The following is a 13824-nucleotide window of genomic DNA, read 5'->3' on the forward strand; positions in this document are numbered from 1 at the left end:
AACTGAGGGCTTTAAAATAACTACTAGCTAACAATAGCTAATAGTTCAACATCAAATATTAATGTTGCATACGGAGGAATAGCTCCTTGAGAACCTCGCTCACCGTAAGCTAGGTTAAATGGAACGTATAAACGCCATTTTGAACCTTCAGTCATTAATTGTAATGCTTCAGTCCAACCAGCAATAACACCACCAACAGGGAACTCAGCTGGTTGACCGCGATCTACAGAGCTATCAAAAACGTCACCATTAATAAAAGTACCGTGATAATGTGTACGTACAGTACTTTCTGCTGTTGGTTTTTCGCCTTCACCAGTTGCTAATACTTCGTATTGTAAACCTGATTCAGTTACAGTTACTTCATCACGCTTTGCATTTTCTACTAAAAACGCTTCGCCTTCAGCTGATAATGCTTTAGCAGCTTCTTGTTCTTGCTCTTGTAGTTTTTTAGAAACAATAGCAAATGCTTCATTTAATTGTTCGTCATCTACTTGGCTAGCAACGTTTGCAATTGCATCAGCTAAACCTGCTTGAACAGCTGTTACGTCAAAATCTTTAAAAGGGTTGTTACGTAATTGGTCACCTAATTGACGACCTACACCGTAACTTACTCGTGCTTCGATTGATTCAAATTTGTTATCAGACATTTGGGGGCTCTTATATTTGATTTGCCTTTCTACGTTTAAGTCAGTCATTAATCATTTAAAATTTGAAAATGATTAAGATTGCTTTTTAAACACTGCTTGGCTTTAATAAAATTCGCGCGAAAGAATACCATAAAACATATATACCCTACAGTAAGATTTTAAGAGAATAATATGATTAATTTGATATAAGTTATTTTTTATTCGTGTTTATCTGTGAATGAATAGTTTTGCTAAAGCTTGAGCCTTTGAAAAATAAAGTGAATAATGCAACTCTATGCTCTAATTAGATGACATTATGAATTTAAACAGTACTTCACATACCTCAAACACCGAAGAAAAACGATTAATTAGCTTATTACCTTTTGGGGTATTCTTAGGGCTATTTTTAGGTACAGGGATTATTTTAACCCTTAATGGTGTTGATTTTGCTTTTTACCAATTACCTGCAAGTATCGCTATTATCCCGGCTATTCTCTTCGCGATCTTCTTAGGTAAAGAATCTATAAACACACAAATCAATCAGTTTATTGATGGTGCTGGCCATAACAACATTATTACCATGTGTGTTATTTACTTATTAGCAGGCGCTTTTGCCACCGTAGCTAAATCAACCGGCAGTGTTGATGCAAGTGTTCAGTTAGGTTTGTCTGTATTTCCTGATTACTTACTTTTACCCGGATTATTTATTGTAGCGGCTTTTTTATCTACGGCAATGGGCACCTCTATGGGTACGATTGCGGCAATAGCTCCTATCGCTTTAGGTTTTATTGAATCAGCAAATTTAGATGCTGGACTTGTAGCGGGTTGTATTATTTCTGGCGCTATATTTGGCGATAATTTATCTTTTATTTCTGATACCACTATTGCTTCAACCCGAAGCCAAGGGGCCAAAATGAAAGACAAATTTAAAGTTAACTTTAAATTTGCTATTCCCGCAGCACTTATTTGTTTAGCCATTTTTGTATTTATGGGAGAAGACATTCCTTTTGAGCAAACGCAAGACATCTCATTTATTGGCCTTATCCCTTATATTGTTATTCTTATATTGGCGTTGTCAGGGGTAAACGTATTTGTTGTATTAGTTATTGGCATCATTTTAGCTGCCTTGATTGGTATGTTGTCGAATGGCTATCAATTAGGAAGCTGGGTTAGTGATATCAACACAGGCTTTGCAGGTATGCAAGACACCATGATACTGGCCTTATTTATCGGTGGTTTAAGTGAACTTATTAAACAACAAGGTGGCCTTGCTGCACTTACTGCTGCAGTAAAATCTTTAGCAAATAAGCTTTGCCCTAATAATAAAAAACGCTCAGCGGGCATTGGTATCGCAAGTTTAGCATTTGCCTGTAACTTCTTTACCGCCAACAATACCGTTTCAATTATTGTTACGGGTGAAACCGCAAAAAACTTGGCAACCGACGGTGAACTACCGCCAGCTTATTCTGCCAGTATATTAGATATTTATGCTTGTATAAGCCAAGGGCTATTACCTTATGGTGCTCAAGCTTTACTATTAGGCGCTACGTTAAAGATTTCACCTGTAGAAGTTGTTTTAAGCTCTTACTACCCTATGGTGTTATTTTTTGTTGGTGGTTACGCGTTCTGGCGAGCAACAAAATAAGAATTCATATAAAAAGGCGTAAACTTATTAGGTTTACGCCTTTTATATATTCGTATTTTAAGCGTTTATCTACCTTTAACTCTTCGCTTTTTCTTCTACTTTCGAAATAGGAATAACACTCGGCTTTACACAGTTTGGTGTTTTAGTTCCCGTCATCAATTTTTTAGACACTGGTAAATGTGCCGTTAATTGTTTAATACGTGTCTGGTTTGACGGATGAGTTGATAAAAATTCAGGTGGTGCTGATTTTGAATTTTTCGCCATATTTTGCCAAAGCTTAATACTCGCGCTCGGTTCAAAACCTGATTTAGCCATTAAGTCTTGCCCTACTATATCGGCTTCACTTTCGTGTGTTCTACCATAAGGCATTAACACACCATATTGTACACCTAAACCTAATCCAGCCATCCACAAGGCTTTATTTTTATTACCTTTCGCTGCAAGCGCTACACCAGCAATAGCTAACCCGCCTTGAGCAACTTGGTTTGAAGATAAACGTTCGTTTGAATGATGTTCAATAACATGCCCCACTTCATGTCCCATAATGGCAGCAAGCTGATCTTGATTTTCAGTAACATTCAAAATACCGGTATAAACTCCTATCTTGCCACCGGGTAGTGCAAAAGCATTAATTTGTGGCGAATCAAATACCACAACCTCCCATTCACCGTCGTGAGCAGATTTAGGTACGTTTATCGTAATAGCATCAGCAACACATTGTACAAACTGGTTAGTAGCAGGATCTTGACTAATTTTTACTTCTGCTTTCATTTGTTCAAAAGATGTAGCGCCCATTTTGCTCAATTCAGTATTTGAATAAAGCATTATTTGATTTCTACCTGAAGACGATGTGCTACATGCACTTAATAAAATTTGCGCTGCAACAGCACAAAGTAATAATTTTTTCATTTATATTCCTAATTCAACATTCTTAAATCGATATACTTAATTCAACAACGTATTGAGTTATGTCACTAGTTTATTCAAATTCGAATGCTATATCGAGCTTTAAGGTTAAAAACTCGATTAATTCTTCGTTAATAGTCTTTTAAGTATTTTTAAGGCAAAAATTAATTCATCTTCCGATTTTGCCGCCATTAAAGATATTCTCACCGCTTCGTCTTTATTAACTTTATGACTTTTAATTTCATTAATTTGCTGATTATTATTTATGTGGCTGACTCTAAAATAATCAGCACTTGAAACCAACACACCACGCTCTTCTAATGCTTGACTAAATTTATCACTCGTCCAGGGCGAAGGTAACCTTAACCATAAATGGAAGCTATTTATTTGAGACGATAACTGCTCACCTTTTAAAATACGTTTAGCAATAATTTGACGTTGAATCGCTATGTCTCTTTGCTGTTTTTGAATGACTAAAGCTTGTCCTGAAAAAATAAGTTTAGACGCTAAAGCTAGCGTTAATGAAACCGGCATCCATATAGTATTTCTTATTGTCGCCTCTATACGTTGTTTAAACGCCTCAGGATAAACAATAAACCCGACTCGTAGACCCGGAAAAATAGATTTAGATAAACTGCTTAAATAAAAACCATATTCAGGTACGAAATTAGAGAGTGCAGGAAGTTCAGGATTCAAAAAGCCGTAAACGTCATCATCTATCATCCAAACTTTATGCTTAGTGACAATTTGAGCAATATCTTTTCTTCGCTTAACAGACATAATAGAAGCTGTTGGATTTTGATGGGAGGCAACTACAATCAATAGTTTTATACCGTATTGCTGACAAGCTTGCTCTAACGATTCCGGTGTAATGCCCTCTTCATCCATTTCAAGCGGAATAAGTTTTCGTCCGAACTGATTAGCAAGTGAAATAATGCCCGGATAACACAAGCTTTCTACAGCAATACAATCACCATAATCAGTTAAGGTACTTATTAGCACCATTAAACCATGCTGCGCACCACTACATAGCGACACTTGCTTACTATTTATTAGCACGCCTTGTGATAACAGCCAACGTGTCGCCGCTTGATGATCCGTTAGGCTACCCCCTGCAACATTATAATCCATTAATTCTGATAATTGATTTTGCTCACTCAAACTTTTAAGTTGCTGCGTAATTTGTTGGTTTGCAATATTAACTTGCGGTTTGATAATTGATAAATTGATACATTGAAGATCATTCGCTTTGATCGCTTGTGGTAATACAGGACACGCAGAAACAAAGCTCCCTTTACCTACTTTTGCATTAAGTAAACCAGCGCTTTCGGCGGCTTTATATACTTTAGTAACGGTAGCTACAGCAATACTTAACCTTGTTGCCAGCTCTCTATGCGTAGGTAATTTATCACCAGCCTTCAATAAGCCTTGTTCAATAGCATATTGAAGTTGTTGATAAAGTGCTTGGTGTAAGGTCTGTTGCTTTTTTCTTAGATGAAAGCCATCAAGCCAATTCCATAATTGAGACATTCTTTTCCCACAAGAAAAACTAGTACAATTAACAACATTGTACTAGCTAATATTTTTTAAAACATAAATTTTCACACTATTTAAAAGAAAATAACCAAATAGATGGAAAGTGCATCGCTTATTATTTTTAATACTGGTTAAATAATTCTATTGTTTTTTATGGAGAGTTTTTAAATGAAAGTAGCATTTATTGGTTTAGGCACAATGGGATATTCAATGGCAGGCCATTTACAAAAAAGTGGCTTACAAGTAACCGCTTTTAATAGAACAGAAGCAAAAGCTTTAGCATGGAAAAACGAATATAACGGCTCTACCGCACCAACACCTAAAGAAGCAGTCAAAGAGGCTGAATTGGTTATGTGTTGTGTGGGAAATGATAACGATTTAAGAGAGGTTTGCTTTGGAGAAAATGGAATATTAGCAGGATTAAAAGAAGGTGCTATTTTAATTGATCATACAACAACCTCTGCTGAAGTGGCTAAAGAAATATCTCAAGCATGCCTTAAACAAAACAACACCTTTTTTGATGCCCCCGTATCTGGCGGTGAAATAGGTGCTAAAAATGGCGCGCTAACAATTATGGTTGGTGGCGATAAAGAAGAATTTAAAGACATTGAAAACACGATTAATATCTATGCTAAACAAGTAACTCGTTTAGGCGATGTAGGCGCAGGCCAAACCTGTAAAATGGTTAATCAACTGTGTATAGCCGGTATTTTACAAGGGTTGTCAGAAGGTTTAACACTCGCTAAAAAGTCAGGATTAGATTTAGTTACCGTAAGAGATGTACTTAAACATGGTGCGGCTCAGTCTTGGCAGCTTGAACAACGAACGCATACCATGGCAGAAGAGCAATTTGATTTCGGTTTTGCTATAGACTGGATGAGAAAAGATCTAAATATTTGCTTAGAACAAGCTGAACAACTTGGTATAAATTTACCTGTAGCTAAAATGGTAGACGCTTCGTATCAGCGATTACAAGAGAAAGGATTTAATCGTTGCGATACCTCTGTTTTGATTAAAGATATAGAATAAAAGATGACCTTTTATCAAAAAGCCCTTTAAAAACATATTAATACCCGTTACCAATCAAGAGGCTATTTCAGAGTGCTTGAATGATAACGGGTATAAAGAGCTTTAAACAAATGTAATCCTGCTTAAATAGTAATAAAAAATTATCGATAACCGAGTAATTTTTTCTCTTTAATTTCTTTAACAATAGCTTCAGGCACGTTATCTTCCCAACCTGATTTACCCGCTGAAATTTGTTTCAATGCTTCTCTAGAGTAAATTTTAAGTAACTTTTTGTCGCTACACTCAATACCTGAAATAAAGTGATTTTCTAATAAATGCTGATATAAAAAGCGTAAATGGGCAGGAACTTTTACTTGAGTAAAATCAACAAGTTCTTCGCCGTTTTCTAATTCAGGATAAACAAATATACGGGTGTTATCAGGAAATAGCTTACCAAATGCTTCTAAAATACCGCCTTCAACACCACGATAAAATTCTTCATCAAAAATTTGTCGCATATTCATCATGCCCACAACAATACCTATTTGTAGTTGAGTATATTGACGGAAATAAGCGCGTAGAGAAAAGTAACGAGTATAATCGGAAATCATTACGCTATAACCTAACGCATTTAATAATTGCACTCTTGCAATAATATCGGCCTCAGGCACTTTTGCGTCGTTACCATGAAGATCGTTAAGTGAAATTTCAGCAATCGCTATAGTACTTTTGCCATCCAAACCATTTATTGCATTAAACGACTTGGTGCCTTGCTCGATCATATCAACATTGAGTTTAGTGGCTGGCTTAAAAGACCCTCGAATCGTTAATACATTCTTTTTGTATAACATATCAGCAGGAACTGTTACCGAGCCATCAGGCTTAAACATAATAGCGCGTGTTTTCCAACTACGAATCAAATGTAGATTAATGGCTCGGTTGTCGATATCTTCAAAATATGGGCCTTCGAATTCAATCGCATCAATTTCAATACGATCTTTACCAATATTATCACTAAGCGAATCAATAATGTTTTTAGGGTTTTCAAAATAGTAATAAGCGGCATAAATGAGGTTAACACCTAAATCACCTAGTGCTTGTTGTTGCGCTTCAGCGGTATCGTCATGCATTCTTACATGAATAGTTATTGTTGAAGGCTCCGCTCCTGGGTACATTTGTACTCTTACACCACACCAAGCATGACATTCATTTTTACGATTAAAGCTTTTAGCAGCAACCGTTGCCGCATAAGAAAAATAACGAGAAGATTTAGAACGAATATCCCCGACTCTATCAACCACAAGATCAAACTCTTGTGCCATCATAGCTTTTACACGTGCTTTGCTTACATATCGTCTATCTTCTTGAACACCATAAATTGCGTCTGAAAATTTCATGTCATAAGCAGACATTGTTTTAGCAATAGTACCTGCCGCGGCCCCTGCTAAAAAGAACTGCCTAGCAACTTCTTGACCCGCACCAATTTCAACGATAGTACCGTATTTTTTTTCATCAAGATTAAGACGTAAAGCTTTGTTACTAGTAGTGCGCGAGCTAATTTTTTTATCCATGATTTCTCCAAACATCATTAATACGTTCAAACAACTTATTCAACTTCGATAAAAGAAGTAATAGATAAGAAGACAACTATTTCAATTACTAATTTATTATAACCTAGTATAACGGCTTCTTAGTATATTGTTATTTAAATATTATTTCCCTCAAATTCAGCTAAATCACCTCGATATTGCGATATAAAAATAAGCATTTAGCTTATCTTCAATAATATGTTGAAAAGGCATTAAAATATTCACGTTTTTTTACGCTTTATTGTATTAAATCAATGTTTTTAATTTTACACCTTCTATAGTTATATTAAGAATCTACACTCACCTAATGGATATGCTTTACAAATGACAAAACAACTTATTTTGGTTATTAACTGCGGTAGCTCCTCCCTTAAGTTTTCTTTAATTAATCCCTTATCAACTGAGACTATTTTAACGGGTCTGGCTGAGCAATTGTTTACAGATAAAGCCACTATCAAAATAAAGTATAAAGAAAATGTTAAGGTTAAAAACATATTAGCTCCCTACGACCATAGTTTAGCTATAGCTATACTAGTAGATGAATTAAAGGCTTTAGGTTTTAATGATAATGTTGCCGCTATTGGGCACCGCGTTGTACATGGTGGTGAAAACTATAGTGCCCCCACATTAATTACTGATGAAGTAAAAAAAATAATCGAGTCTTTATCTCGATTAGCGCCTTTACACAATCCAGCTAATTTAATGGGTATTACAGCTTGCGAAAAAGCATTTGAATCGCTTCCTCAAGTTGCCATTTTTGACACTGCTTTTCATCAAACACTTCCCTCGAAAGCTTTTATCTACGGTTTACCTTATGAGTTATATGAAAAACATAGTATTAGACGTTATGGTTTTCATGGTACTAGCCATTATTTTGTATCAACTGAAGCAGCAAAATTAATTAATAAGCCCATCGAAGCATGTAACTTTATTTCAGCCCATTTAGGTAACGGTTGTAGTATTACCGCAATAAAAAATGGCAAGAGTGCTGACACAAGTTTAGGGTTTACACCCAACGAAGGTGTCATGATGGGAACACGTAGTGGTGATGTTGACTCAGGCATTATATTTTATTTAGTGAATGAACTAGGTTATCCAATTGATGACGTTAATAAAATTCTTAATAGTAAGAGTGGTTTATTAGGCGTTTCGGGTATCAGTAACGATTGCAGAACACTAGAAGAAGCAATGACTGATGAACCAAACTGTAGAGCTACATTAGCATTAACGGTATTCAGTTACAGAATAGCTAAAGTTATCGCATCTTATACCGCAAGCTTATCAGAGCTAGATGGTATTATTTTTACCGGAGGTATTGGTGAAAATTCAATGCTGGTAAGAAAAATGGTGATATCTCATCTACAAATACTTAACTTTCATATTGATGATGAAAGAAATGAACAAGCTCGTTTTGGTCAAAGCGGTAATATTGCAGCGAATAACTCACGTTCATGCTGGGTTATCCCTACAAACGAAGAGTTTGTTATTGCGGAGCAAACACAGCAATTACTTTCTTTAAATAACGAAGGGGAATAAGAAGATGCATCATAAAATAATGTTAATCCCTGCAGGTTTTGGTGTAGGCCTTACCAGTATCGCTGTTGGTTTAGTGCATGCATGTCAACAACGTGGAATTAAAGTAGGACACTTCAAACCCATTAGCCAACCCTCTCGCAGTGTATTAAAAAATAAAAAAGATCATATTAATTGGTCAACTGACGATCATTCTATTCCCCTCAGCTATGTTGAAGAACAAATGGCTGACGGACAACGTGAATTTATTCTTGAAAAAATAGTAGAAAACTACGACAACTTCAGCCAACACTACGACGTAGTTATTATAGAAGGTTTAATTCCTACCACGCGCCAGCCATATGCAGGCAGAATTAACCGAGATGTAGCACAAACACTCTCTGCCAATATTGTTTTAGTTACAACACCGGGTAACGATACCGCTGAAGAATTTGAAGATCGTATAGAAGTAACAGCTGAAACTTTTGGTGGAATTAAAAATAGTAAGCTACTCGGTTGCATTCTTAATAAAGTTAATTCACCTAACGAAGATGAATTTGGTTTATTACCCAGAGAAAATGAAATTGAATCTAATGACGAAGCCGATTTATTTCCTGAATTATCTATCTTTAAGAATAAACAATTTAAACTATTAGGTTCTGTTCCATGGGAAATGGATCTAGTGGCCCCCAGAGTTTGCGATATTAGTACTTATTTAAATGCGACACTGATTAATAAAGGTGATTTTGAACACAGAAGAATAAGAAGTATCAGTTTTTGTGCGCGTACCGTTGATAACTTAGTGAGCCATTTACAACCAAGCCGATTAATTGTTACGCCAGGCGATCGTACCGATATAATTATTGCGACTTGTTTATCTGCACTTAACGGTACAAAAGTAGGCGCATTATTATTAACTAATGGTTACGTACCTAACGAACATGTACTCGACTTATGTAAACAGGCGCTTGAAGCAGGCTTACCGGTACTTTCTGTAAAGTCTGACACATGGCAAACCTCCCGTTATCTTATGAACTTCACACCAGAAATTCCTAAAGATGACATACAACGACATGAAAAAGTAAAACAACATATTACCGATCATTTATCCAGTAGCTGGTTAGATACCTTATCACAATCTATTCAACACAATAGCTTACTATCTCCACCCGCCTTTAGGCATAAACTAACCGAACTTGCGCGAAAAGCGAATAAACTTATTATTTTGCCAGAAGGTGAAGATGTAAGAACCATAAAAGCTGCCGCAATATGCGTTAAGCGCAATATAGCCAGATGTCAATTATTGGGTAACAAAGAAAATATTTTACGTATTGCCGAACAACAAGGTATTGAATTACCAGAAGGCTTACTTATTACAGATCCTGAAAACATTGTAGATAATTATATCGCTCCCCTTGTTGAATTAAGAAAACACAAAGGTGTAACTGAAGCGATTGCCAAACAAGAACTTACCGACAATGTAGTGCTTGCGACCATGATGCTGAAATTAGGTCAAGTAGACGGTTTAGTCTCTGGCGCAGTAAATACCACAGCCAATACCATTAGACCTGCCCTACAATTAATTAAAACCGCTGATAATTGTAACTTAGTGTCATCTATCTTTTTTATGTTATTGCCCGAACAAGTTCTTATATACGGTGATTGCGCCATTAACCCAGATCCTAATGCTGAACAACTTGCTGATATTGCTATTCAATCGGCAGACTCTGCAACCAAGTTTGGTATAGAACCTAGAGTTGCTATGATCAGCTACAGCACGGGTTCTTCGGGCACAGGGGCTGATGTAGAAAAAGTCACGCTAGCGACTAAAATAGCGAAAGAAAAGCGCCCTGATCTGATCATAGACGGACCACTACAATACGACGCAGCCATAATGAAAAGTGTTGCAAAGAAAAAAGCACCTAATAGCCCCGTAGCAGGTAAAGCCACTGTATTTATATTTCCAGATTTAAATACAGGAAATACCACCTATAAAGCGGTGCAACGATCCGCGGATCTTGTTAGCATCGGCCCAATGCTACAAGGTATGAGAAAACCCGTGAATGATTTATCAAGAGGAGCGTTAGTCGATGACATTGTATACACAATTGCGTTAACCGCTATACAAGCTAATACGTAATTTGTACAGTAATTGTGTATAAATATATCAAAAAACTAAGCGTTCAAAAACAACACAGCACCATATAAACACTATAAAACAGCAACTTAATAAACATATAAAGGGTTGTTAACAATGATATCCACAGGTTTTGTGGATATCATTGAATTATTGGGTATAAAAATTAGGATCCTTAATAATAAAACCTTCAAAAAATGTAATATAAATACTTGTATTTCTCTCCTCCCTACCTTTTACCATTGCTTTAATGTTAAAATAATTTCATTCAAAATTTAGTTGCTACTTTTACTTATACCTTTCATTAATAGGTTCAGTATTAGCTAATACCATATTTATACCCATTATCATTCAAGATGCAGGTTTCAGTAGTAACGGGTATATATTCACCACATTAAGTTTCGAACAATAACAAGGGTTAAAGATGACAACCATCTACGGCATAAAAAACTGTGATACCGTAAAAAAATCACTTAAATGGTTAGAAAAAAATAATATTGAGTTTTCATTTCACGATTTTAGAGTCGATGGTTTAACACCTGAGCTACTCACTTCTTTGGTTAATAGAAGCAGCTGGGATGTATTATTAAATAAACGCAGTACAACATTTCGTAACTTACCGTCAGAAATTAAAGATAACTTAACCGACGATGTAATCTTCAATGCCGTAATTGAACAACCCACTTTATTAAAGCGCCCTATTCTTATCAAAAACGACATCACGTGTGTTGGTTTTAAAGACGATTTATATCAGGAAAACTTACTATGAGTATCAACACACCCGTTATTGAATTAACAAAAGACCTTATTTCACGTAAATCTGTAACCCCAGAAGATGCTGGCTGCCAAGACCTAATATCAAACCGCTTAGGTGCTATAGGCTTTAATAATGAATCTATGGTGTTTGAAGACACAACCAATTTGTGGTCAAGAAAAGGTACACAAGATCCTGTATTTTGCTTCGCAGGTCATACCGATGTGGTTCCAGCAGGTAATTTAGAGTTATGGAATACACCGCCATACGAGCCAACGATTATAGATGGTATGTTATATGGTCGTGGTGCTGCAGACATGAAAGGCAGTTTAGCCGCCATGATCATAGCAACTGAGCGTTTTGTAGTTGACTACCCAGATCATAAAGGTTCAATTACTTACCTTATTACCAGTGACGAAGAAGGCCCTTTTATAAACGGCACTACACGCGTTATTGATACGTTAGAAGCTCGTAATGAAAAAATCACTTATTGTATTGTTGGTGAACCTTCTAGTACTAATGAAGTAGGCGATATCATTAAAAATGGTCGTCGTGGTTCCATTTCTGGTGAGTTAACTATTCATGGAAAACAAGGTCATGTTGCCTACCCAGAGCATGTTAAAAACCCTATTCACTCAGCCATGCCAGCATTAGCCGAACTAAGCCAATGTCATTGGGATGAAGGTAATGATTTTTTCCCTGCGACAAGCTTTCAAATATCAAACTTAAACTCAGGTACGGGTGCAACCAATGTAGTGCCAGGGGATATTACGGCTTTATTTAACTTAAGATACAGCACTGAGTTAACAGACCAAATAATTGTAAACAAAGTGCACGCAATACTTGATAAGTATGACTTTGAATACGACATTAATTGGACCTTCAACGGTAAACCTTTTATTACCGAACCGGGCCCATGGTTAGATGCAGTAACCAATGCAATAGAAACTACTATGGGTAAACCTACCCTGTTGTCTACTGCCGGTGGTACATCAGACGGACGATTTATTGCCCCAACAGGTGCTAAAGTGATTGAATTAGGCCCATGTAACGCAACAATTCACCAAGTAAACGAAAGTGTTTCATGTAGTGACTTAAACAACTTAGTTGATATTTATTATCAATCACTTGTTAATGTTTTAGGTAAATAAACATGTTATTGAATACCTCACAGCTTAGCGGACAAAGTGATGAGCATATTACTTGGCTTACAGCGCATGTGGGTATTCATAAAGACATGCTATTAGCGTGGCAATCACTTTGTGATGCTGCACTAATCGCTGGCTTTAATCTTAAAATAGCCAGTGGTTATCGTAGCTTCGACAGACAACTCTCCATTTGGAATAGAAAGTTCAACGGTGAGCTTGCCACTAAAAACAAGCTTAACGAAACAGTAGATTTAACACATTTATCTGATAATGAAAAAGTAGACGCTATATTAGTATACTCAGCATTACCGAGTACCAGTAGACATCATTGGGGGACTGACATAGATGTTTATGCAGACAACCTACTGTTAGAAAATCAAAAATTGCAGCTAGAACCTTGGGAATACGAACAAGGTGGCCCCTTTGAAAAGCTCAGTTTATGGCTCGTACAATACGCACCAAGGTTTGGCTTTTTCTTCCCTTACGATGAAGACAGAGGTGGAGTGGCTGTTGAACCTTGGCATTTATCATACGCACCATTAGCGCAACCGTGTTTATGTAATATGACCATTGAAACATTAACTCAAGCTATTGAGCAATCAAACATATTAGGAAAGCAGGCTATTTTAAATAAATTACCTAATATCCTTACCCAATATGTTCATAATATAAATACAGGATCAGAAATATGATTGATATGGGCGAATGGCTTATTCCTATTGTCATTATAGGCGTCGTTTTATTTTACATTGGTAATTTAAGTACCTTGCAAAAAAATGCGAAAACGCCTTTACGAAAAAAAGGACTAAACGATCTTGAAGAAACATTACCTCGCAGCCACAAAACAGATCATAAAATGCCTACGGTAAGTAATAAAGCAGACTCGCCCTATAAAAAGTAACAATAACGCGAGCGATGGATTAATGTTTGTTCCTATAAAATTCATTCCACAAAAACAAGAAA

12 protein-coding genes are annotated in these 13824 nt (G+C 36.3%); 8 read left to right on the forward strand and 4 right to left on the reverse strand.

Features of this window, described 5'->3' with window-relative positions; translation table 11 throughout:
• Nucleotides 1-23: 23 nt before the first annotated feature.
• Nucleotides 24-647, reverse strand: coding sequence for a BamJ family beta-barrel-assembly machinery protein (gene bamJ, locus B0X80_RS00540; protein ID WP_077337909.1), 624 nt, complete (start codon nucleotides 645-647; stop codon nucleotides 24-26).
• Between the two features lie 295 nt (nucleotides 648-942).
• On the opposite strand from bamJ, the gene B0X80_RS00545 reads away from it, so the two are divergent.
• Entirely contained in the window at nucleotides 943-2271 is a 1329-nt protein-coding gene (locus B0X80_RS00545) for a Na+/H+ antiporter NhaC family protein (RefSeq protein WP_077337910.1), read from the forward strand.
• A gap of 75 nt (nucleotides 2272-2346) precedes the next feature.
• On the opposite strand, the gene B0X80_RS00550 is transcribed toward B0X80_RS00545, so the two are convergent.
• Both B0X80_RS00550 and B0X80_RS00555 read right to left on the reverse strand, forming a co-directional pair.
• Complete coding sequence (locus B0X80_RS00550) at nucleotides 2347-3180, reverse strand: M48 family metallopeptidase (RefSeq protein WP_077337911.1); 834 nt, start codon at nucleotides 3178-3180, stop codon at nucleotides 2347-2349.
• 117 nt (nucleotides 3181-3297) lie between these two features.
• Nucleotides 3298-4707 (reverse strand): aminotransferase-like domain-containing protein, encoded by a 1410-nt coding sequence (locus B0X80_RS00555; protein ID WP_077337912.1) that lies wholly within the window; start codon nucleotides 4705-4707, stop codon nucleotides 3298-3300.
• A gap of 174 nt (nucleotides 4708-4881) precedes the next feature.
• On the opposite strand from B0X80_RS00555, the gene B0X80_RS00560 reads away from it, so the two are divergent.
• Nucleotides 4882-5742 (forward strand): NAD(P)-dependent oxidoreductase, encoded by an 861-nt coding sequence (locus B0X80_RS00560; RefSeq protein WP_077337913.1) that lies wholly within the window; start codon nucleotides 4882-4884, stop codon nucleotides 5740-5742.
• A gap of 140 nt (nucleotides 5743-5882) precedes the next feature.
• On the opposite strand, the gene B0X80_RS00565 is transcribed toward B0X80_RS00560, so the two are convergent.
• Nucleotides 5883-7292: a nicotinate-nucleotide adenylyltransferase gene (locus tag B0X80_RS00565; protein WP_076420570.1), complete on the reverse strand. Its 1410-nt coding sequence runs from the start codon at nucleotides 7290-7292 to the stop codon at nucleotides 5883-5885.
• Nucleotides 7293-7634: 342 nt separating this feature from the next.
• Between B0X80_RS00565 and B0X80_RS00570 the strand changes: the two genes are divergently transcribed.
• The 6 genes from B0X80_RS00570 to B0X80_RS00595 all read left to right on the forward strand — a co-directional run bounded on the left by B0X80_RS00570 (nucleotide 7635) and on the right by B0X80_RS00595 (nucleotide 13762).
• A complete protein-coding gene (locus tag B0X80_RS00570) occupies nucleotides 7635-8846 on the forward strand; it encodes an acetate kinase (RefSeq protein ID WP_077337914.1) in 1212 nt (403 codons plus the stop codon).
• Between the two features lie 4 nt (nucleotides 8847-8850).
• Nucleotides 8851-10962 (forward strand): phosphate acetyltransferase, encoded by a 2112-nt coding sequence (gene pta, locus B0X80_RS00575; protein ID WP_077337915.1) that lies wholly within the window; start codon nucleotides 8851-8853, stop codon nucleotides 10960-10962.
• A gap of 421 nt (nucleotides 10963-11383) precedes the next feature.
• Complete coding sequence (locus tag B0X80_RS00580; protein ID WP_077337916.1) at nucleotides 11384-11728, forward strand: Spx/MgsR family RNA polymerase-binding regulatory protein; 345 nt, start codon at nucleotides 11384-11386, stop codon at nucleotides 11726-11728.
• Entirely contained in the window at nucleotides 11725-12864 is a 1140-nt protein-coding gene (gene dapE, locus B0X80_RS00585) for a succinyl-diaminopimelate desuccinylase (RefSeq protein WP_077337917.1), read from the forward strand. The genes B0X80_RS00580 and dapE overlap by 4 nt, the downstream gene beginning before the upstream one ends.
• A 2-nt stretch (nucleotides 12865-12866) precedes the next feature.
• Nucleotides 12867-13553 carry a M15 family metallopeptidase gene (locus tag B0X80_RS00590; protein ID WP_077337918.1) on the forward strand — a complete coding sequence of 229 codons (687 nt, stop codon included), beginning with the start codon at nucleotides 12867-12869 and terminating at the stop codon, nucleotides 13551-13553.
• Complete coding sequence (locus B0X80_RS00595; RefSeq protein WP_245825349.1) at nucleotides 13550-13762, forward strand: hypothetical protein; 213 nt, start codon at nucleotides 13550-13552, stop codon at nucleotides 13760-13762. The genes B0X80_RS00590 and B0X80_RS00595 overlap by 4 nt, the downstream gene beginning before the upstream one ends.
• Nucleotides 13763-13824 lie beyond the last annotated feature (62 nt).

Origin of the sequence: Pseudocolwellia agarivorans, assembly GCF_002000085.1 — a bacterium.
Lineage (GTDB): Bacteria > Pseudomonadota > Gammaproteobacteria > Enterobacterales > Alteromonadaceae > Pseudocolwellia > Pseudocolwellia agarivorans.